This window comes from Serratia sp. 25CWL12 (assembly GCF_055790885.1).
In genome coordinates this window covers 3,240,498-3,260,580 of record NZ_CM147698.1, presented here as the reverse complement: position 1 = coordinate 3,260,580, position 20,083 = coordinate 3,240,498, and the positions used below count along the sequence as shown (strand labels likewise).

18 protein-coding genes, 1 tRNA gene and 2 pseudogenes are annotated in these 20,083 nt (G+C 48.3%); 17 read left to right on the top strand and 4 right to left on the bottom strand.

What is annotated here, in order from left to right; all coding sequences use genetic code 11:
* Positions 1–28 precede the first annotated feature (28 nt).
* Positions 29–823 (top strand): class II glutamine amidotransferase, encoded by a 795-nt coding sequence (locus tag ACX9GV_RS14040; protein ID WP_473195942.1) that lies wholly within the window; start codon positions 29–31, stop codon positions 821–823.
* Here ACX9GV_RS14040 and dpaA read toward each other — a convergent pair.
* Positions 767–1,528, bottom strand: coding sequence for a peptidoglycan meso-diaminopimelic acid protein amidase (gene dpaA / locus ACX9GV_RS14035; protein WP_473195941.1), 762 nt, complete (start codon positions 1,526–1,528; stop codon positions 767–769). The two genes, ACX9GV_RS14040 and dpaA, sit on opposite strands and share 57 nt — an antisense overlap.
* A gap of 540 nt (positions 1,529–2,068) precedes the next feature.
* On the opposite strand from dpaA, the gene ACX9GV_RS14030 reads away from it, so the two are divergent.
* The 10 genes from ACX9GV_RS14030 to ACX9GV_RS13985 all read left to right on the top strand — a co-directional run bounded on the left by ACX9GV_RS14030 (position 2,069) and on the right by ACX9GV_RS13985 (position 11,632).
* Positions 2,069–3,418, top strand: coding sequence for a Na(+)-translocating NADH-quinone reductase subunit A (locus tag ACX9GV_RS14030; RefSeq protein WP_473195940.1), 1,350 nt, complete (start codon positions 2,069–2,071; stop codon positions 3,416–3,418).
* 3 nt (positions 3,419–3,421) lie between these two features.
* Positions 3,422–4,663 (top strand): NADH:ubiquinone reductase (Na(+)-transporting) subunit B, encoded by a 1,242-nt coding sequence (locus ACX9GV_RS14025; RefSeq protein ID WP_473195939.1) that lies wholly within the window; start codon positions 3,422–3,424, stop codon positions 4,661–4,663.
* Positions 4,653–5,447 carry a Na(+)-translocating NADH-quinone reductase subunit C gene (locus tag ACX9GV_RS14020; RefSeq protein WP_473195938.1) on the top strand — a complete coding sequence of 265 codons (795 nt, stop codon included), beginning with the start codon at positions 4,653–4,655 and terminating at the stop codon, positions 5,445–5,447. Before ACX9GV_RS14025 ends, ACX9GV_RS14020 begins: the two co-directional genes overlap by 11 nt.
* Positions 5,440–6,069, top strand: coding sequence for an NADH:ubiquinone reductase (Na(+)-transporting) subunit D (locus tag ACX9GV_RS14015; RefSeq protein ID WP_473195937.1), 630 nt, complete (start codon positions 5,440–5,442; stop codon positions 6,067–6,069). The genes ACX9GV_RS14020 and ACX9GV_RS14015 overlap by 8 nt, the downstream gene beginning before the upstream one ends.
* 6 nt (positions 6,070–6,075) lie before the next feature.
* Positions 6,076–6,672, top strand: coding sequence for an NADH:ubiquinone reductase (Na(+)-transporting) subunit E (gene nqrE, locus ACX9GV_RS14010; RefSeq protein WP_023490783.1), 597 nt, complete (start codon positions 6,076–6,078; stop codon positions 6,670–6,672).
* A gap of 15 nt (positions 6,673–6,687) precedes the next feature.
* A complete protein-coding gene (gene nqrF / locus ACX9GV_RS14005) occupies positions 6,688–7,911 on the top strand; it encodes an NADH:ubiquinone reductase (Na(+)-transporting) subunit F (protein ID WP_473195936.1) in 1,224 nt (407 codons plus the stop codon).
* Between the two features lie 23 nt (positions 7,912–7,934).
* Positions 7,935–8,951 (top strand): FAD:protein FMN transferase, encoded by a 1,017-nt coding sequence (locus tag ACX9GV_RS14000; protein WP_473195935.1) that lies wholly within the window; start codon positions 7,935–7,937, stop codon positions 8,949–8,951.
* 7 nt (positions 8,952–8,958) lie between these two features.
* Positions 8,959–9,186 (top strand): (Na+)-NQR maturation NqrM, encoded by a 228-nt coding sequence (gene nqrM, locus ACX9GV_RS13995; RefSeq protein ID WP_023490780.1) that lies wholly within the window; start codon positions 8,959–8,961, stop codon positions 9,184–9,186.
* 141 nt (positions 9,187–9,327) lie between these two features.
* A complete protein-coding gene (gene dinB / locus ACX9GV_RS13990) occupies positions 9,328–10,386 on the top strand; it encodes a DNA polymerase IV (protein ID WP_473195934.1) in 1,059 nt (352 codons plus the stop codon).
* A gap of 232 nt (positions 10,387–10,618) precedes the next feature.
* Positions 10,619–11,632 carry a hypothetical protein gene (locus tag ACX9GV_RS13985; RefSeq protein ID WP_473195933.1) on the top strand — a complete coding sequence of 338 codons (1,014 nt, stop codon included), beginning with the start codon at positions 10,619–10,621 and terminating at the stop codon, positions 11,630–11,632.
* 42 nt (positions 11,633–11,674) lie between these two features.
* On the opposite strand, the gene pepD is transcribed toward ACX9GV_RS13985, so the two are convergent.
* Positions 11,675–13,135 (bottom strand): beta-Ala-His dipeptidase, encoded by a 1,461-nt coding sequence (gene pepD, locus ACX9GV_RS13980; protein ID WP_023490775.1) that lies wholly within the window; start codon positions 13,133–13,135, stop codon positions 11,675–11,677.
* A 346-nt stretch (positions 13,136–13,481) separates the two neighbouring features.
* Between pepD and gpt the strand changes: the two genes are divergently transcribed.
* The 6 genes and pseudogenes from gpt to ACX9GV_RS13950 all read left to right on the top strand — a co-directional run bounded on the left by gpt (position 13,482) and on the right by ACX9GV_RS13950 (position 19,002).
* Positions 13,482–13,940, top strand: a complete 459-nt coding sequence (gene gpt / locus ACX9GV_RS13975; RefSeq protein ID WP_473195932.1) for a xanthine phosphoribosyltransferase — start codon at positions 13,482–13,484, stop codon at positions 13,938–13,940.
* A 323-nt stretch (positions 13,941–14,263) separates the two neighbouring features.
* Positions 14,264–15,509: pseudogene (gene frsA, locus ACX9GV_RS13970) on the top strand (esterase FrsA).
* Between the two features lie 118 nt (positions 15,510–15,627).
* Positions 15,628–16,017, top strand: a complete 390-nt coding sequence (gene crl, locus ACX9GV_RS13965; protein WP_023490772.1) for a sigma factor-binding protein Crl — start codon at positions 15,628–15,630, stop codon at positions 16,015–16,017.
* A 194-nt stretch (positions 16,018–16,211) separates the two neighbouring features.
* A complete protein-coding gene (gene proB / locus ACX9GV_RS13960) occupies positions 16,212–17,315 on the top strand; it encodes a glutamate 5-kinase (RefSeq protein WP_473195931.1) in 1,104 nt (367 codons plus the stop codon).
* 9 nt (positions 17,316–17,324) lie between these two features.
* Positions 17,325–18,578 carry a glutamate-5-semialdehyde dehydrogenase gene (gene proA, locus ACX9GV_RS13955; protein ID WP_473195930.1) on the top strand — a complete coding sequence of 418 codons (1,254 nt, stop codon included), beginning with the start codon at positions 17,325–17,327 and terminating at the stop codon, positions 18,576–18,578.
* Between the two features lie 348 nt (positions 18,579–18,926).
* Positions 18,927–19,002 (top strand) — tRNA-Thr (locus tag ACX9GV_RS13950).
* 14 nt (positions 19,003–19,016) lie between these two features.
* Here ACX9GV_RS13950 and ACX9GV_RS13945 read toward each other — a convergent pair.
* A pseudogene (locus ACX9GV_RS13945) lies at positions 19,017–19,190 on the bottom strand (integrase); the annotation flags it as partial.
* A gap of 323 nt (positions 19,191–19,513) precedes the next feature.
* Positions 19,514–20,044, bottom strand: a complete 531-nt coding sequence (locus ACX9GV_RS13940) for a YybH family protein (RefSeq protein WP_037383651.1) — start codon at positions 20,042–20,044, stop codon at positions 19,514–19,516.
* Positions 20,045–20,083 lie beyond the last annotated feature (39 nt).

Genomic DNA, 20,083 nt, shown 5'->3' with positions numbered 1-20,083 from the left:
TGTTATTGAAGTTAAGGGTAGCGATTAAATGTGTGAACTGCTCGGGATGAGTGCGAATGTACCTACTGATATCTGTTTTAGTTTTACCGGGTTGGTACAGCGTGGTGGCCGCACTGGCCCACATAAGGATGGTTGGGGCATTACCTTCTATGAGGGCAATGGTTGCCGCACTTTCAAGGATCCACAACCCAGTTGTAATTCGCCGATTGCTCACTTGGTGCAGGAATACCCGATCAAATCTTGTGCGGTGGTTTCCCATATTCGGCAGGCGAATCGTGGCGAAGTGGCACTGGAAAATACCCACCCGTTTACTCGTGAACTCTGGGGCCGTAATTGGACTTACGCTCACAACGGTCAACTGAAAGGTTATCGCCAACTGGCAACCGGCCATTTCCGCCCGGTAGGCCAGACTGACAGTGAGCATGCCTTTTGCTGGTTGCTACATCAGCTGTCGTTAAAATATCCACGCACTCCCAATAACTGGCCTGCGGCGTTCCGCTATATTGCATCGCTGGCAGATCAATTGCGGCAAAAAGGCGTGTTCAATATGTTGCTGTCGGATGGGCGCTTTGTTATGGCTTACTGCTCAACTCACCTTTATTGGATTACGCGTCGTGCCCCCTTTGGTAAAGCGACATTGCTTGATCAGGATGTGGAGATTGATTTTCAACAGCAGACGACACCGAATGATGTCGTTACTATTATCGCCACCCAACCGCTGACGACCAATGAAACCTGGCACAAAATTGTGCCAGGGGAATTTGCTTTATTTTATTACGGTGAACGGATTGCCCTGAGTGGTAGGGTCGGTGTTGGTGGTTGATGCATATTGCGTCGGCTGTGCGTTGCCAGTTATCGGCTGAACTAAAGCATATTGGCCGTTTGACACATTGACTGCAGGTGGTCGGTGGTGTTTGACAAAATAGTCATAGCCGGGCTTCAACTGGCGCCAGAAAGCGATATGATCGGATGAACGATGGCGCTGCAGGTTTTCTTCAGTCATGCGGAACGGGTAAATATTGATATTTACCTGGCCCTGCCCATAAGCAAACGCGGCATCGACATAACGATAAATCTCATCCATATAAGTATTGGTCATTGCATAGCAACCAATAGACTTACATTCACCATGGATCATCAGATAGGCACCGGAATATCCCTGCGCTTTATCATAATCATTTGGGAAGCCAATATTAATGGCTCGATAAAATTTGCTGTTAGGCTTGAGATTACGCGCAGTGATGTTATAGAAGCCTTCTGGGCTTTTAAGGTCACCTTCACGGCGTTTGGGACCCAGGCCACCAGAAAAATTACAGATAGGGAAACTATTCATCAGGCGGAACTCATTGCCGACTTGTGTATATAATTCCAACCTGCGTTCTTCTTTGAATATCTGAATATAGACCGGTGAACCGAGAGTTTGCTGTTTCACAACCGGTTCTTGCAGTGGTGCCTGTTCACTAGCGCTACAGGCGGTGATCATCGGCATGCAAAATAGCATCGCAAACAACAGCGCGATTTTGCTCATTAATTATTCCTACGTATATTTATCTGTTGGCTAAACTCATTCTGCCAACGTGCTACTGACGAGTTGTTCTATTAGACCATATTCAGATTAGCAGTGGGTATTTTTTTAGCAATACAAAATGTGTCTAGAAAACCCACAACTATCGGAAAAAGTGAATTGACTGACAGATTTTAACGATTGGTGTAAGGGCGGTACAGAGAATTAATTGCATTTGCTTGACTCAGGTCACTAGATAGTACGGAAAAATGTTGCCAAAAATGTTAGACTAAAAGTCTCAATTGCCCGTTGAGTATGCGTACTGCTAGTGGTTCAAAGAGTTAGCGCCTTCAGTACTTTTTGGTGATGTCAGGTTTGTATATTCAGGCTGGTGGTCACCAATCTGCAACTTGAATGAACATGGGTAGATAGGGACGTTTTATGTTGGGTATGGCATCGCCATACACATCCGGAGGGGGCCAAGGCAACCTCATCATCCTGCATGATCTGTGCCTTTTTTGGGGCGAGTGATCATGTTAAAATTTAAAACATCTTGTAAATCATATGATTAAAATCAGAAAGGGTTTAGATCTGCCAATAGCCGGGGCACCTTCTCAGGTGATTCAAGATGGCCCGGTGATCACGACAGTGGCGGTACTCGGCCAAGACTATGTTGGTATGCGTCCCTCCATGCTCGTCCAGGAAGGTGATCGCGTTATAAAAGGTCAGGCGCTGTTTGAAGATAAAAAGAACCCAGGGGTTCTTTTTACTGCGCCTGCCAGCGGACAAATTGTGGCTATCAACCGTGGTGAACGCCGCCTATTGCAGTCGGTGGTTATTGACACCACGAATGCTGGCGATGAGCAGGTAGAGCTGGCTTATTATCAGCAAGCTGATCTGCCGATGCTGGAGCGTGAGCAGGTGGAAAGTGACCTGCTTGCCAGTGGTTTGTGGACGGCACTGCGTACCCGGCCATTTAGTAAAACTCCGCATCCAGGAACGTCACCGCGCGCTATTTTCGTCAGTGCTATGGACACTCAGCCGTTGGCGGCGGATCCGTTGGTGATTATTGCCGAGCAGCAAGCGGCATTTAATGCGGGTCTAACCGTATTATCGCGGCTAACAGATGGCAAAGTGCATGTTTGCCATGCGGCTGGCGCACGGTTGGAGAGTGCTGCTGGAGCGCAAGTCACCTACAGCGAATTTGCTGGGCCGCATCCTGCCGGGTTGGTTGGCACACATATCCATTTCCTTGAGCCGGTGAGTTTGCAAAAAACGGTCTGGCATATCGGTTATCAGGATGTTATTGCCATCGGTACGCTATTTACTACCGGGCAGCTGGATACCCGTCGTGTCGTCGCCTTGGCCGGCCCACAGGTTGAGCAGCCGGTTCTATTGCGTACCCGGCTAGGGGCTAACTTGGAACAGCTGACCGCCGGCCGCCTTAAAGCGGGGGAGAACCGCGTGATTTCTGGCTCGGTGCTGAGTGGCACCCAAGCCTGTGGTCCTAATGCTTTTCTGGGGCGCTTTCATTCCCTGGTTTCAGTATTGCAAGAAGGGCGAGAAAAAGAGCTGTTTGGCTGGGTGACGCCATCACCGGATAAGTTCTCCATTACCCGCACCACATTGGGTCATTTCCTGAAGAACAAGCTGTTTGCTTTCTCTACCGCTCTGAACGGTGGTGAACGTTCGATGGTACCGATTGGTAACTACGAGCGAATTATGCCGCTGGATATTCTGCCAACGCATCTTTTGCGTGACTTGTTGGCGGGTGATACAGACGGTGCGCAAACGCTGGGTTGTCTGGAGCTAGATGAAGAAGATCTGGCGTTGTGTACCTTCGTCTGCCCAGGCAAGTATGAATATGGCCCGGTGCTGCGTGAAGTGCTGACCAAGATTGAGCAGGAAGGTTAACCGATGGGCCTGAAGAATTTTTTTGAAAAGATAGAGCATCATTTCACGCCAGGCGGCAAGCTGGAAAAGTGGTATCCGCTGTTTGAAGCAACGTTTACGGTGTTTTATACCCCGGGAACGGTGACACGCGGAGCCTCGCATGTGCGTGATGCCATTGATCTCAAACGTATGATGATCCTGGTGTGGTTAGCCGTATTCCCCGCGATGTTTTGGGGCATGTATAACGTTGGTCAGCAGGCAATTCCTGCATTGCACCACCTATACAGCGGCGAACAGCTACAACAGGTGTTGGCAGGTGACTGGCATTATTGGTTGGCGCAAACCCTGGGGGCTTCACTGGATGCCGACGCTGGGTGGCTCAGCAAAATGGTGTTGGGAGCGACCTATTTTGTGCCAATTTATGCTGTGGTCTTTCTGGTGGGCGGTTTCTGGGAAGTGGTGTTTGCGGTGGTACGCAAACATGAAATCAACGAAGGGTTCTTCGTTACTTCCATTCTGTTTGCCTTGATTGTCCCACCAACCCTACCTCTCTGGCAGGCAGCGTTAGGTATCACTTTTGGCGTGGTCATTGCCAAGGAAATTTTTGGTGGTACCGGGCGTAATTTCCTTAACCCGGCATTGGCGGGGCGTGCTTTTCTCTTCTTTGCTTACCCGGCGCAGATTTCCGGTGACATGGTGTGGGTGTCGGCTGATGGTTTCTCTGGCGCGACACCGTTGGCACAGTGGAATGTGGGGGGGATGCATAGCCTGACCAATGAGATTACCGGCCAATCCATCAGTTGGATGGACGCATTTATCGGTAATATTCCTGGCTCGATTGGTGAAGTCTCTACATTGATGATCCTGATTGGTGGCGCGATTATTCTGTTTGGTCGCGTTGCTTCCTGGCGCATCGTGGCTGGCGTAATGATTGGTATGATTGCCACCGCTTCACTGTTTAATGCTATCGGTTCAGCCACCAACCCGATGTTTGCCATGCAATGGTATTGGCACCTGGTGCTAGGGGGCTTTGCGTTCGGCATGATCTTTATGGCTACTGACCCGGTTTCCGCCTCGTTTACTAACAAGGGGAAATGGTGGTACGGCATTTTGATTGGCACGATGTGTGTGCTGATTAGAGTGGTAAACCCAGCCTATCCTGAAGGCATGATGCTGGCGATCCTGTTCGCCAACTTGTTCGCACCGCTGTTTGACTATCTGGTGGTGCAGGCCAACATCAAGCGGAGAAAAGCCCGTGGCGAATGAATCTAAAAATGACAGTATGCGTAAAACGCTACTGGTAGTGTTTTTACTCTGTCTGGTGTGTTCAGTAGTAGTAGCGGGCTCAGCAGTGAGTCTGCGAGAGCAACAGCAAGTGCAGGTATTGCTGGATAAGCAGCGCAACATTCTTGATGTTGCAGGGCTTATGACGCCGCGTATGCCCAGTAATCAGGTCAGAGAGACCTTTGCTAAATATATTGAAACACGCTTGCTGGATCTGAATAGCGGTGAATTTGTACCTGGGGACAATAGTAAATTTGATCTGGTAGCCGCATTACGTAGTGATACCAAGAGCATCAAGTTACCTGCTAGTGATGATATTGCAGGTATTCGACGTCGTAGCAACCAGGTGGAAATCTATCTGGTTCGTGATGATGCTGGGAAAGTGAGTAATATTATATTACCCGTCAATGGCTCTGGTGTGTGGGCGATGATGTATGCCTTTGTTGCATTGGATGCTGATGGCAATACGGTTAGAGGCTTGAGTTTTTACCGGCATGGGGAAACGCCGGGGTTAGGTGGGGAGATACAGAACCCTACTTGGCGAGCTCAATGGATAGGCAAGCAGTTATTTGATGAGAACGGAACACCAGCAATTCGCATTGTTAAAGGTGGGGCGCGCCCAGGTGATATACATGGTGTCGATGGCCTTTCTGGTGCAACTCTGACCTCTAATGCTGTGCAAAATACGTTTAATTTCTGGTTGGGTGAACACGGTTTTGGCCCATTCCTGCAAAGAGTTCGAGAGGGAGCGCTGAAAAATGGCTGATTCCAAAGAGATTAAGCGGGTTTTACTTGAACCGCTGTTAGATAATAACCCCATTGCTTTGCAGATCCTTGGCGTGTGCTCAGCGCTTGCGGTAACCACTAAGTTGGAAACTGCCTTGGTGATGACGTTGGCGCTCACAGTAGTGACTTCATTTTCTAGTTTGTTTATCTCACTGATACGCAATCATATTCCTAACAGTGTTCGGATCATTGTGCAGATGACCATCATTGCTTCGTTGGTGATTGTGGTTGATCAGTTTTTGCGGACTTATGCCTATGAGATATCTAAACAACTGTCAGTATTTGTTGGTTTGATTATTACTAACTGTATTGTCATGGGGCGTGCTGAAGCCTATGCCATGAAATCTCCACCATTAGAAAGCTTTATGGATGGGATCGGTAACGGGCTTGGTTATGGTGTGATCCTCATTCTGGTGGGCTTTTTGCGTGAATTAATTGGTTCGGGCAACCTGTTTGATATACCGATATTTGTGACGATACAAAATGGCGGTTGGTATCAGCCAAATGGTTTGTTCTTACTGGCACCCAGTGCATTCTTTATCATCGGCCTGCTGATCTGGGGTATTCGTACCTTGCGACCAGCGCAGATAGAAAAGGAGTAACCGCCGATGGAACATTATATTAGTCTGCTTGTTCGTGCGGTGTTTGTTGAGAACATGGCATTGGCGTTTTTCCTTGGCATGTGTACTTTCCTTGCCGTGTCGAAAAAGGTCTCCACCTCCTTTGGTTTAGGCATTGCCGTAACGGTAGTACTGGGTATTGCGGTACCGGTCAATAATCTGGTTTTTAACCTGATCCTGCGTGATGGTGCGCTGGTGGAAGGGGTGGATTTGAGTTTCCTCAATTTCATTGTCTTCATTGGGGTTATCGCCGCTCTGGTTCAGATCCTGGAGATGATCCTTGATCGTTTCTTCCCTGCCTTATACAACGCCTTGGGCATTTTCCTGCCATTGATTACGGTGAACTGTGCGATCTTCGGTGGTGTGTCATTTATGGTACAGCGCGATTACAACTTTGCTGAGTCGGTGGTTTATGGCATTGGTTCTGGAATCGGTTGGATGCTGGCGATTGTTGCTCTGGCAGGGATCCGCGAAAAGATGAAGTATTCGAATGTGCCTGCCGGGCTGCGTGGTTTGGGCATTACCTTTATTACCACTGGATTAATGGCACTGGGATTCATGTCATTTGCCGGCGTTCAGTTGTAAAGGCAGGAAGTATTTATGGAAATTATATTAGGCGTGTTGATGTTTACCGGCATCGTTATGGTGCTGGCGTTACTGATCCTGTTTGCAAAATCCAAGTTAGTGAATACCGGTGATATCACTATTGAAGTGAATGGTGATAAAGATAAAAGCTTTACTGCTCCGGCAGGGGATAAGCTGCTCAATATGCTATCCAGCCAAGGGGTTTTTATCTCCTCGGCTTGTGGCGGCGGCGGTTCCTGTGGGCAGTGCCGGGTGGTGATTAGTGAGGGGGGCGGTGATATTCTGCCGACCGAACTTTCCCATATCAGCAAGCGTGAAGCCAAAGAGGGCTGCCGTTTGGCCTGCCAGGTCAACGTGAAGCAGAGCATGAAAATCGAATTGCCGGAAGAGATTTTCGGCGTGAAGAAATGGGACTGTGAAGTTATCTCTAATGATAACAAAGCAACCTTTATCAAAGAGTTGAAACTGCAAATTCCTGATGGCGAGGATGTGCCTTTCCGTGCTGGTGGTTATATCCAGATTGAAGCACCAGCGCATGAAGTGGATTATGCGGATTTTGATGTGCCGCAGGAATACCGTGAAGATTGGGATAAATTCAATCTGTTCCGCTTCCGTTCGGTGGTCAAAGAGCATTCGGTGCGTGCCTATTCGATGGCAAACTACCCGGATGAGAAAGGCATCATTATGCTGAACGTGCGTATTGCACCGCCGCCGCCAAATAGTCCAGATGCCCCTCCGGGTATTATGTCGTCTTATATCTGGTCGCTGAAAGCGGGGGATAAGGTGACGATTTCTGGGCCATTTGGTGAGTTCTATGCCAAAGAGACCGATGCTGAAATGGTGTTTATCGGTGGTGGGGCCGGTATGGCACCGATGCGCTCGCATATTTTCGATCAGCTGAGACGCCTGAAATCCAAGCGTAAAATGAGTTTCTGGTATGGTGCTCGTTCGCTACGTGAAATGTTCTATCAGGATGACTTCAATCGTCTGCAAGAAGAGAATGAGAATTTCACCTGGAATGTGGCACTCTCTGATCCACTACCAGAAGATAACTGGACTGGCTATACCGGCTTTATTCATAACGTCTTGCTGGAAAATTATCTGAAAAACCACCCCGCACCGGAAGATTGCGAGTTCTATATGTGTGGACCACCGATGATGAACGCAGCAGTGATCAAAATGCTGAAAGATCTCGGCGTTGAAGATGAAAACATCATGCTTGATGATTTTGGCGGTTAATTTTTGTAGTCGGTGACACCAGAATGAAATTTTTCATCACTTTAGCGGCGCTTGGCGCCGCATTTTTGTTAACAGCTTGCGGGCCAAAGCAAGAAAATCTCGATGGTAAAACCATGGGGACCTATTACTCAGTCCGCTATATTCCAGGTGATGGAACACCTTCTGCAGAAAAGTTACAACAAGGGATCGACCAACAGCTGGAGCTGGTGAATCAACAGATGTCGACCTACCGGCCAGATTCCGAGTTGAGCCGTTTTAACCGTAGCCGCGAAATCAACAAACCTTTCCCGGTCTCTGCTGCTACTGCCAAAGTGGTATTGGAGGCATTGCGCCTTAACCATGTCACTGAAGGTGCCTTGGATGTGACGGTGGGGCCGTTGGTCAACCTCTGGGGTTTTGGTCCTGAGGGGCGTCCAGATAAAGTGCCAAGCGATGAACAGTTGGCGTTACGCCGTAGCTGGACAGGGAGCGAGCATCTTGCGGTAGAAGGCAATGCGCTGGTGAAGCGTATTCCGGAACTGTATGTTGATCTCTCTGCCATCGCCAAAGGTTATGGTGTCGATGTGGTAGTAGAGTATCTGCAATCACAACATGTTGAAAACTATATGGTGGATATTGGCGGGGAAGTTCGTACTCGTGGCCACAATGGTGAAAACAAGGCATGGCGTATCGCTATTGAGCGGCCAACCGCGGGTGTAGAGCAAACGGCACATTTGGTGATTGAGCCGGGCGAGATGGCGATCGCGACATCAGGTGATTACCGTAATTATTTCGAAAAAGACGGTATGCGCTATTCTCATACTATTGACCCGCTTACTGGCAAACCGATCAGCCATAATCTGGTTTCAGTTTCGGTACTCAGTCCATCATGCATGACAGCAGACGGACTTGCCACTGGGTTGAATGTACTGGGGCCAGAACGAGGATTAGCATTGGCGAATCTGTTGGGTATCCCGGTATTTATGATAGTCAAAACAGATAAAGGGTTTGAAGAACACTACTCCGATGCCTTTAAGCCTTATCTGAAGTCAGGTTCGTGAGGCGATTATGCTGATGACATTCGCTGTATCCTTTGTGCTGTTCCTGTTGGTGGTTGGGGGCATGTCGTTGGGTTATGTTTTCCGGCGCCGCGCCTTGCAGGGCAGTTGTGGTGGCATAACGGCGTTGGGGATAGAAAAGGTCTGTGATTGCCCAGAGCCTTGTGATGCCCGTAAAAAACGGCTGGCAAAAGAAGCAAAACGACGTGAACAGTTGGAAAAACATCGGATCCTGTAAAAGACCGGATCTTGTGAAATAAGAACTAAGGGTGCTGTTTACAGCACCCTTAGTTCTTATTTCACCAGTCCAAGCGGTAAAACAAGGGGATTGAGCTTTTAATAACAAGCTGTATACTTATACAGTGTTGTTGGGGGCGTGATGCGTAAAATTATTCATGTTGATATGGATTGCTTCTTCGCGGCGGTAGAGATGCGCGATGATCCTAGCCTGCGCGAAATTCCGCTGGCGATTGGCGGCAGTGCGGATCGGCGTGGTGTGATTAGCACAGCTAACTACCCCGCGCGCCGTTATGGTGTGCATAGCGCCATGGCGACGGCAATGGCACTGAAGTTATGCCCGCATTTGAAATTATTACCGGGGCGGATGGCGGTTTACAAAGAAGTCTCTCTGCATATTCGTGATATCTTTTCCCGTTATACGTCGTTGATTGAACCCCTTTCTCTGGACGAAGCCTATCTGGATGTGACTCATAGCACTCACCACCACGGTTCTGCCACGCTGATTGCTCAAGAGATCCGCCAGGCTATTGCCGATGAACTTGAACTAACCGCCTCTGCGGGTATTGCTCCGATCAAATTTTTGGCCAAGATCGCCTCTGAATTGAATAAACCTAATGGCCAATATGTGATTACCCCCGCGCAAGTCCCGGCATTCTTGCAACAATTACCCCTTAGTAAGATCCCTGGTGTAGGGAAGGTCACCGCAAAACGGTTGGAAGAAGTGGGCTTAATCACCTGTGCGGATGTGCAGGGATATGATCTGGCGGCTTTATTAAAACGCTTCGGTAAATTTGGCCGCGTGTTATGGGAACGCTGTCAGGGTATTGATGATCGGGAAATTTCGCCTGATCGCTTACGGAAATCACTCGGTGTTGAACGGACGTTAGCCGTAGATATTCATCGCTGGGAAGAGTGTGAAGCCTTGATCAACGAGAAGCTTTACCCTGAGCTTGAAATGCGCTTACGCAAAGTGAAACCCGACCTACATATTGCCCGGCAGGGGGTGAAGCTGAAATTCCACGATTTTCAACAAACAACCCAAGAGCATGTTTGGCCAGTGTTGAACAAAGAGGATTTGCTCAACGTTGCCCATCAGGTATGGCAAAGCCGGCGGGAAGGGCGTGGTGTTCGGTTGGTTGGCTTGCATGTCACTCTGCTCGACCCTCAATTAGAGCGGCAGTTAGTGCTGACGTGGTAATCAAAACCAAGCAGTAACTCATCATTTTTAATCATTAATTTTCAATGTGTTTCGCTTCCTTGTGGGGTAATCATTTCGTGGGGGCTGATCCTGTCGAATTTTTGAGTCAGCACATAAAAGCTGGTATAAGCTTATTGTCGTTGTTAAAACTAGAAAATAGTTAAAACCAGAAAATAGCTAAAACTAGAAAAATCTTGTCTAGGTAGATATTCAAAAAAGAGGGATAAAGTAAATGGTAATCAGCCAAAAAACGCCAGTAAAAAAATGGACGTGGGCAGACCTGCAAAGCAGTTATCGATTTTGGGGATTAGTTTTTTATTTTGTTGCTTTTGGTTTTAGTCAGTACTTTTTCAGTACTGCTGGCTTGCTCTTTATCAAAGCCAATTCAGACTTGTCCATGACTGATATTGGCACGGTCCATGCAACCCAACAGGCTGGTTTATTCTTTGGCGCAATCCTTGCCTGGGTTGCCAGTCGGATCAAGAATTATTATATGCTTTACCTATTCAGTGGGTTAGTTTTATTGGGTTTTTCTTTGTTCAGTTCTAATCCTGGAAATGTTGAAGTCTTGGTTATAGCAGAATTTTTAATAGGCTTAGGCATCGGGGCGATGTTACTTATTATTCCGGCCTTTATTGCTGGAGCGATTGGCAGTGTCGAAGCCTTTGTTCTCGCATTTGGTATGCTGGTAACGCTAAAGTTTGGGTTCAATATAGTTATGATGCCAATTTCTACCTATCTTTATACTGCTTCGTTACTTGAAGATCCCGTCGTCTTTTTTACCCTGATCTCTACTCCAATCATTGTAGGGACTCTGCTTCTTATACCCGTAAAATCCTGTTTGTTTTACGAATCTCCACCGTTAAGAGAAACACCCCCTCAGCCAGCTAAGTATCGCTCCCCAGTAATAACGTTTTTCCTGTTCGTGGTGCCGTTTTATTATATTTTCTGGTTTGTGAAAATTCATGCGGAAATCAGGACCTTTACCCAATCACCGACGTTATTAACCCCTAAATGTGCTGGGTGGTCGATGTTTTTGCTACCCTTCTTTGTTGCTCCAATTATTGTCTCTAGGCTAAGTGATAATCAATGCACCATAATTGAAAGTAATGGGCAAGTGCCAAGGTATAAAACCTGGTTGGTTGTCCTGTTTGCTTTTCTGTTGTTACCACTCAGCGCGGCATTGATTCAAGCGCAGATGAATGAAATCAGCGGTAACTTGGGGCAAAAGTCGGCGCAGTCATAAAATGGAAATAGGCCCAGATTTCTGGGCCTAAGAGATGTGGTACTAGCTACGCTCAGGAATCGCTTTTAGCAGTTCGGTCAGCAGTATCCAGTATTGACCCACACTGGCGATATGCACCTGCTCATCTGGGGAGTGAGGCCCGGTAATGGTTGGCCCAATGGAGACCATATCCATATTCGGATACGGCTTCTTGAACAGACCACATTCTAGCCCTGCGTGGATTACCATGATATTTGGCGTCTTATTGAACAGCTTCTGGTAGGTTTCACGAACCAGTTGCATCACCGGTGAATGGGCATCCGGTTGCCAGCCAGGGTAACTACCCTTGGCAACACCTTTGGCGTTAGCCAGTTGGCCCAGCGCAGCCAGCATCCCGACAACATAGTCTTTGCCGCTGTCGATCAAAGAACGCACCAAACAGATGATTTGGGCTTCTTGTTCACTGGTTGTCACCACGCCGACGTTCAGCGATGTTTCTACCACGCCTTGCACTTCATCACTCATGCGAATCACACCGTTAGGTGTTGCATTTAACAGCGACACTAAACGGTTCTGGCAATCGGCGGTCAATGCTTGTAGCGAACTGTTAGCCGGTTCTAACATCACTGTGATGTTTTTCTCTTTGGCTGCCAGTTCGTTCTTCAGAATAGTCAGAAACTTTTGGCTTAAGGCTTTCAGCGCATCGGCTTGCTCGGCGGGCACGGCGACCACGGCAGCCGCTTCACGTGGAATGGCATTACGCAACGTCCCCCCATTGAGCTCCAACAGGCGCAGATTCAACTCTTGAGAATGAGCACACAGGAAACGTGCCAGCAGTTTATTGGCATTTCCCAGGCCAAGATGGATATCTCCACCGGAGTGGCCGCCCTTTAGCCCTTTGAGGATTAGTTTGAAGGTTTGGTAGCCAGCAGGCAGCGCTTCACGTTGCAGTGGCAGCGTAGTGATGAAATCAATACCCCCCGCGCAGCCCATATAGATTTCGCCTTCTTCTTCTGAGTCGGTATTGATCAGAATATCGGCTTGCAACCAGTTGGGTTGTAAACCGAAAGCACCATCCATCCCGGCTTCTTCGGTCATGGTGAGCAACACTTCCAGTGGGCCGTGTTCAACACTGTCGTCAGCCAGAACCGCCAGCGCAGAAGCCATGCCAATACCGTTGTCGGCACCCAGCGTGGTACCACGTGCTTTAACCCATTCGCCATCGATATAAGGTTGTATTGGATCTTTGGCAAAGTCGTGAACGGTATCGTTATTTTTCTGTGGCACCATATCCAGGTGGGCTTGTAGCGCCACTGGTTTGCGGTTTTCCATACCTTTGGTTGCGGGTTTACGTAGCAGCAAGTTGCCAACCTGATCACGCTCGACATGCAGGTTCTTGGTTTTAGCCCAGTCCAGAATGTGCTGTGCCAGCGCTTCTTCATGATATGAAGGGTGTGGTATAGAACAGATTTTGGCGAAAATATCCCACAGCGGTTGTGGCGAAAGTTGAGACAATTCAGACACTATAAGTCTCCTGTAACAGCATTCTTATCAGCGAGTGAATGCCGTGCGGTTAGAGTGAGTGGTTATCTGTGCTTAGTGGCACGATGCTCAGAGAATATCACTTTATTCTGGCGTGTGCGCGTACCGCATTGAGCTGTTTTGCTTGCTGATCGTTCAAGTGTCACAGACCTTTACTAGCCTGACATGCCGATGAAGGCTCAATGACAGCAAAGGTTGTCAGACGAAATACCGATGAATCCTTGCACTTCAACTGGTATTCGGCGCTGGTAGTCTCTATAATCTCGCGCAACCTTTTTTCTCCTAATTATTTAGTTAAGCCGCATCTTGCGGACCTGGACACCATTCTATGAGCGAAAAATACGTTGTTACTTGGGATATGTTGCAAATGCATGCGCGCAAATTAGCACACCGCTTGCTGCCTGCAGAGCAATGGAAAGGCATTATTGCCGTTAGCCGTGGTGGTTTAGTACCCGCTTCGTTGCTGGCGCGTGAGCTGAGTATCCGTCATGTTGATACCGTTTGTATTTCCAGCTATGACCATGACAACCAACGTGAAATGAAAGTGCTCAAACGTGCTGAAGGTGACGGTGAAGGTTTTATCGTGGTTGATGACTTGGTAGATACCGGTGGTACTGCCCAAGCGATCCGCGATATGTACCCAAAAGCTCATTTTGTCACCATCTTCGCCAAGCCTGCTGGTCGCCCATTGGTTGACGATTATGTGGTTGATATCCCGCAGGATACCTGGATCGAACAGCCATGGGATATGGCGGTCACTTTCGTCCCACCGATTAGCAGCCGCTAAGCAAATTATCCTATTTAACATACCAACGCCTGGCTTAATCTATACCCTAGTTGCATCACGACGGGGATAGGGGGCTCTGGCGTTGGCTGATTGCGTTATTTTCTGTAAATCTCTGTATTTCACGGGTGGAACTTTGGTTTCTGTTGCCAGAGTTAGGTACACTATCCCTCTCTATTCCGGCTAGATAGACTCAAGTTTGTTCAAGTGGCAGGCAGTAATCACACAAAGCCAAACCATAGACTTCGTAAAGCCACTGATAGCCCGATACTTGAATAACACTGGATATCAAGCCTTGGTACAAGATTTTGAAGATGGTGATGACTATGGCACAAGCCAACCTTTCTGAAGTGCTGTTCAAACCCTCATTTAAGCATGTCGAAACCTCAGTGCTGGTCACTCGTGCTCACCATGTTGTTGGTACGGATATGCACTCTACCCTAGAGGGGGATACTGATTGCAACTGGTATCGTATGCTCAACCATCTATTGTGGACGTGGCGCGGCATTGACCCACTGGAAGTGAGTGAAGTGTTAGCGCGTATTGCGGCTTCTAACGCCGAGCATAGCGATGATCATCTGCTTGATACGGTGGTAGGTTACCGTAACGGTAACTGGATCTACGAGTGGGTACGCCAAGGGATGCAATGGCAGCAACGGGCGCAGGAGCAGACAGATCCGCTGGTGGGGGGGAGTATTGGTTGAAGGCGACCAATTTATACAGCCTGGCAGGTTATCCGCATCTGAAAGGGGATGAATTGGCGGAACAGGCAGAGGTACTCGCTAATCGTGCTTATGAAGAGGCCGCACTGCTGTTGCCGTATCAGTTAAAATCGCTGGAGTTCGCCATTGAAGGGGGGGCTCTATCTCCGGTTTCCTGCATATGCCGGATAGCGGCCAGGCACCTTTCCCAACGGTTTTGATATGCGGCAGCCTGGATACACTGCAAACCGACTATCACCGTTTGTTCCGTGATTATCTTGCCCATAATGGTATTGCGATGCTGACTATCGACATGCCTTCTATTGGCTCATCCTATAAATGGAAACTGACCCAGGACTCCAGTTTCCTGCATCAGCAAGTATTACAGCAATTGCCATCCATACCTTGGATAGACCATACGCGTGTGTGCGCATTTGGTTTCCGCTTTGGTGCCAACGTGGCGGTGCGGTTGGCTTATCTGGAATCACAGCGCTTACGGGCTGTCGCCTGTGTCGGCCCGATGGTGCATAACGTATTGTGCCAAGTGCAATGCCAGGATCATGTGCCTGATATGTACATGGATGTATTGGCCAGCCGAATGGGGATGTCCAATGCTTCTGATGTGGCATTGAAAATGGAACTCAATCGCTATTCCCTGAAAATTCAGGGTTTACTGGGTCGCCGTTGCCCAACGCCGATGCTCTCTGCTTATTGGGACGAGGATCCCCTCAGCCCGAAAGAAGAATCGCAATTAATTGTCTCTTCTTCTTTGAAAGGTAAGTTAATCCGCATCCCGCGTTCTCCGGCTTATGAGAGCTTTCATAAATCATTGCTGCGCATTTGTGATTGGTTGAAAGATAAAATGAACTAATGACTTGCTAATTTACAATAGTTTGTTAAAAAGGGTGGCCATACCCATATGTATTCCAATTGTCGCCAATATCTCCGTACCCTAAACAGGGTGGGTGATATATTGAGGAGGTTAAAGAATGACATTACCAAGTGGCCATCCTAAAAGCCGGCTAATGAAACGCTTCGCCAGTCTGGGGCCCTATTTGCGCGAAGAACAGTGCGAGAATGACTGTTTTTTCTTTGATTGCTTAGCGGTTTGTACCAATGTTAAACCCGCACCGGAAAACCGTGAATTTTGGGGCTGGTGGGTTGAGCTGCAAGCAGAGGGATGCCGTTTTATCTATAACTATCACATCGGTTTATTTGATAAAGCAGGTGATTGGCAAGCGGAGAAAATTAAAGATACTGAAGTTAGCGAAAAACTGGAAACCACGCTACGCGACTTCCATCGTCGTTTGGGTGAATTGTTGACCAGTATGGAGTTGCTCTTGGTGCCTGCTGATGATGGTAACGAGCAACCAATCTAACATTCGGCTTAACCTGTTCTAGTGTTATGTATAAGCGTATTCCATTTGCCGCCAAGCTGGCGACAAATGGAATAGTGCTGAGGAATGGTGCTGAGGATATTTACGCTGAAATTGCATTATGCCTGTTGGCATAACGCCCATCTCCTGCTACAACGTCTTTTGCGTTTCCTTCTTACTCCAATGGCAGAAATATTATGAATAGCAGCCAGACATTGGTTGTGAAATTGGGTACTAGCGTACTGACGGGTGGTTCACTGCGCCTTAATCGTGCTCATATTGTTGAACTGGTGCGCCAATGCGCGCAGCAACATGCTGCTGGGCACCGTATTGTTATTGTGACTTCTGGGGCCATTGCCGCAGGGCGCGAACACTTGGGCTACCCAGAACTACCGGCAACCATTGCCTCCAAACAGTTGTTGGCCGCAGTAGGGCAGAGCCGCCTGATTCAGTTATGGGAACAACTGTTCTCTATCTATGGCATCCATATCGGCCAGATGTTACTGACGCGTGCTGATTTAGAAGATCGTGAACGGTTCCTCAATGCCCGTGACACCATGAGCGCATTGCTCGATAACCGCATTGTGCCGGTCATTAACGAAAACGACGCAGTAGCGACGGCAGAAATCAAGGTGGGTGATAACGATAATCTGTCGGCTTTGGCTGCCATTCTGGCTGGTGCCGATAAGTTGTTACTGCTGACCGATCAGCAAGGCTTGTACACCGCCGATCCGCGTAATAACCCGTCGGCGGAACTGATCCGTGAAGTACATGGCATTGATGATGCATTACGTGCCATCGCCGGTGACAGTGTTTCCGGGTTGGGAACAGGGGGCATGGGCACCAAGTTACAAGCGGCAGATGTTGCTTGTCGTGCCGGTATTGATGTGATCATTGCTGCAGGTAGTAAACCCGGTGTCGTGGCTGATGTGATAGCCGGTAACCCGGTAGGCACGCGCTTTCATGCCCTGCAAACCCCATTGGAGAACCGTAAACGCTGGATTTTTGGTGCCCCTCCTGCAGGAGAGGTCACTATTGATGATGGTGCAGCGGAAGCGATGATGGCCCGTGGTAGCTCATTGCTGCCAAAGGGGATCTGTGAGGTTAAAGGTGACTTCTCACGTGGCGAGGTGATCCGTATTCGTAACCTGGCGGGGCGCGACCTGGCCCATGGGGTCAGCCGTTATAATAGTGATGCGATGCGCATGATCGCCGGGTATCATTCACAGCAAATCAACGAGATCTTGGGTTACGAATATGGCCCTGTGGCAGTCCATCGTGACGATATGATTGTTAGTTAAGAGGTGAACATGCTCGAGCAGATGGGTAAAGCAGCCAAACAGGCATCCTGGCAATTGGCAGCGCTGAGTACCGCGCAAAAAAACCAGGTGTTGGCAGTGATGGCCGACATGTTGGAAGCGAATAGTGCCGCTATCCTACAGGCAAATGAACAAGATATGGTGCAAGCGCGCGCTGCCGGGATGAGCGATGCTCTGCAGGATCGCCTGTTACTGACGCCAGCCCGTTTGACTGCCATCGCTGATGATGTGCGTCAAGTATGTCGCTTGAGTGATCCCGTTGGTCATATTTTGGATGGCAGCTTGTTGGATAGCGGCTTAAAACTGGAGCGCCGCCGTGTGCCACTGGGTGTTATCGGTGTCATTTATGAAGCCCGCCCTAACGTGACCATTGATGTAGCCAGCCTATGCCTTAAAACCGGTAACGCGGTGATTTTGCGTGGGGGGAAAGAGACCCACCATACCAACCAGGCTATGGTGAAAGTGATCCAGCTGGCCTTGGCAGAATGCCATTTGCCGCCAGCGGCGGTACAGGCGATTGAAAGCCCAGATCGTGAATGGGTGAATCAATTACTGCGTCTGGATCGCTATGTCGATATGTTGATCCCACGGGGTGGCCCGGGGCTGCATAAATTGTGCCGCGAGCAATCGACCATTCCGGTTATCACCGGGGGGATTGGCGTGTGTCATATCTATGTGGATGACAACGTCGATTATGACAAAGCTTTGACCGTGATTGAAAATGCCAAAGCCCAGCGCCCCAGTGCTTGCAACTCACTAGAAACCTTACTGGTTAACCGCGCCATTGCTGCGAGCTTTTTGCCCGCGCTGAGCGCCCGTATGGCGACCGCAGGGGTGACATTGCACGCCAGTGATAATGCCATACCACTGTTGCAGACGGGGCCTGCGAAGGTCGTCCCTGTTGCGGCAGAAGATTACGACGACGAATGGCTTTCCTTGGATCTGAATGTCACGCTGGTGGACGATATCGATCAGGCCATTGAGCATATCCGTATCCACGGCACCAACCATTCAGACGCAATTCTGACCCGTTCATTAAGTCATGCTGAATACTTTGTGCGAGCGGTTGATTCCGCTGCTGTTTACGTCAATGCCAGCACGCGCTTTACCGATGGTGGGCAGTTTGGTCTGGGGGCAGAAGTGGCGGTCAGCACCCAAAAACTGCATGCCCGTGGCCCGATGGGGCTAGATGCCTTAACCACTTACAAATGGATTGGTTACGGCGACGATTTAGTGCGTAGCTAGCTAATTGATAACCTATACCCAAAATACTTCGAGTTGCTTGTAGACAGCCAGCGATGGAATACCCAGGAGCATAGATAACTATGTGACTGGGGTGACAGACAAATCCGCCTGGAGCGGATTTGAACGCTTCTTGCAGCGGCCCCGATAGGGTCGAGCCTCATGGATGAGGCGAGTAACTACAGCTAACACCCAAGCAATTTGAAGTAGGAAGGGTATATCTTGGTGGTTAATTGTAGGTGCAATGGCGGTGTGTAATACAGAAGATGGTGAGTTAGCTATTGACTCATCATCTGCTTTTGCATAGTTTATTCAACGCATTCCGGCATACATTGGTGTGTCAGATTCAATGCCGATATAGCTCAGTTGGTAGAGCAGCGCATTCGTAATGCGAAGGTCGTAGGTTCGACTCCTATTATCGGCACCATTCACAGCGAGGTTTCACACGATCTTCGCCAATCCAGCAAATTCACTTTGTGCCATATTTGTGCCATTCCCCGCCAGGAATTAGTCAATTTGCATGGCATGTTGGGTTAAGTGATTTGGCGTAAGATGCGCATAGCGTTGTACCATTTCGATGTTTTCCCATCTTCCCATTTCCTGCAACGCACTTAAAAACGGCATGCTTTTAATGTTTCATATTAAATATTTATTTTTTGTTAATAGATTGATTTTTATTGTTTTAATTGGGAGGTGTTCAGGTGGTGTATAATATTGGTAATTTATAAATTACAGGTTTTTTTGCCTGCTTAATGGTTTTTTTTGTATCTCATGTTATCGACATCAAACCCGTCTTAATATAGAGAGCGGTTTACGCCTGTGACTGCTATAAACGGGTTGTTCTATAAACATATCGCGGTCGCCACCTTTGGTCGCTAAAAAAACGAACCCCGTTAAAATAAGGGGTTCGTCAACCGACTTAATCTACTTAAATTTAATCAACCCTGACCCTGTACAGGGTCTGTGCTGAACGTATATAAAGCGATTTTCCAATCGCCATCAATCTTACGCAAGATGAATAACTCTCGACTATGATCTTCCACTTTTTTACCTTTGACTACTGCAGTTTGACCTACTGGGTGATGAGTACGGACAAATGCCATATCACCGGAAACCTCAATGGCATCATAGATAAAATCAGCGGAGGTTTTAGTAACCTTAAAAAGACCGTCGTAATCTTTTTTAAGCTGTTCTGGTGTTGAAGCCGTTTGTGTATTTTCCCACTCGGCAACGCCATCTTTGGCGTACAGCTTCAGAATAGCCTGGGTATCCCCTTTATTCAGTGCATTCTGATACTGATTAATAACCTCATAGACCTGCAATTGCGCAGCATGCATGGCTGCATCACCGGTGTATGGTATGGTACTCGCCGGTGCCGCCAAGGCAGGTGACAGAGAAACGCCTGCCAATGTGCTAAATAGACTGAGTGCAATGGCATGTCTACGTAAAAAAGTGAAATGATATTTCATGATATCTCCTATATAGACAGCGAAAATATTTACTTAATA

Bases quoted from the DNA above. Each gene is read 5' to 3' on its own strand.
- dinB (WP_473195934.1), top strand. From the start codon at position 9,328: ATGCGTAAAATTATTCATGTTGATATGGATTGCTTCTTCGCGGCGGTA.
- crl (WP_023490772.1), top strand. From the start codon at position 15,628: ATGACATTACCAAGTGGCCATCCTAAAAGCCGGCTAATGAAACGCTTC.
- ACX9GV_RS14025 (WP_473195939.1), top strand. From the start codon at position 3,422: ATGGGCCTGAAGAATTTTTTTGAAAAGATAGAGCATCATTTCACGCCA.
- proB (WP_473195931.1), top strand. From the start codon at position 16,212: ATGAATAGCAGCCAGACATTGGTTGTGAAATTGGGTACTAGCGTACTG.
- ACX9GV_RS13985 (WP_473195933.1), top strand. From the start codon at position 10,619: ATGGTAATCAGCCAAAAAACGCCAGTAAAAAAATGGACGTGGGCAGAC.
- gpt (WP_473195932.1), top strand. From the start codon at position 13,482: ATGAGCGAAAAATACGTTGTTACTTGGGATATGTTGCAAATGCATGCG.
- ACX9GV_RS13940 (WP_037383651.1), bottom strand. From the start codon at position 20,044: ATGAAATATCATTTCACTTTTTTACGTAGACATGCCATTGCACTCAGT.
- dpaA (WP_473195941.1), bottom strand. From the start codon at position 1,528: ATGAGCAAAATCGCGCTGTTGTTTGCGATGCTATTTTGCATGCCGATG.
- proA (WP_473195930.1), top strand. From the start codon at position 17,325: ATGCTCGAGCAGATGGGTAAAGCAGCCAAACAGGCATCCTGGCAATTG.
- nqrE (WP_023490783.1), top strand. From the start codon at position 6,076: ATGGAACATTATATTAGTCTGCTTGTTCGTGCGGTGTTTGTTGAGAAC.
- ACX9GV_RS14015 (WP_473195937.1), top strand. From the start codon at position 5,440: ATGGCTGATTCCAAAGAGATTAAGCGGGTTTTACTTGAACCGCTGTTA.
- ACX9GV_RS14000 (WP_473195935.1), top strand. From the start codon at position 7,935: ATGAAATTTTTCATCACTTTAGCGGCGCTTGGCGCCGCATTTTTGTTA.
- nqrM (WP_023490780.1), top strand. From the start codon at position 8,959: ATGCTGATGACATTCGCTGTATCCTTTGTGCTGTTCCTGTTGGTGGTT.
- ACX9GV_RS14040 (WP_473195942.1), top strand. From the start codon at position 29: ATGTGTGAACTGCTCGGGATGAGTGCGAATGTACCTACTGATATCTGT.
- nqrF (WP_473195936.1), top strand. From the start codon at position 6,688: ATGGAAATTATATTAGGCGTGTTGATGTTTACCGGCATCGTTATGGTG.
- ACX9GV_RS14030 (WP_473195940.1), top strand. From the start codon at position 2,069: ATGATTAAAATCAGAAAGGGTTTAGATCTGCCAATAGCCGGGGCACCT.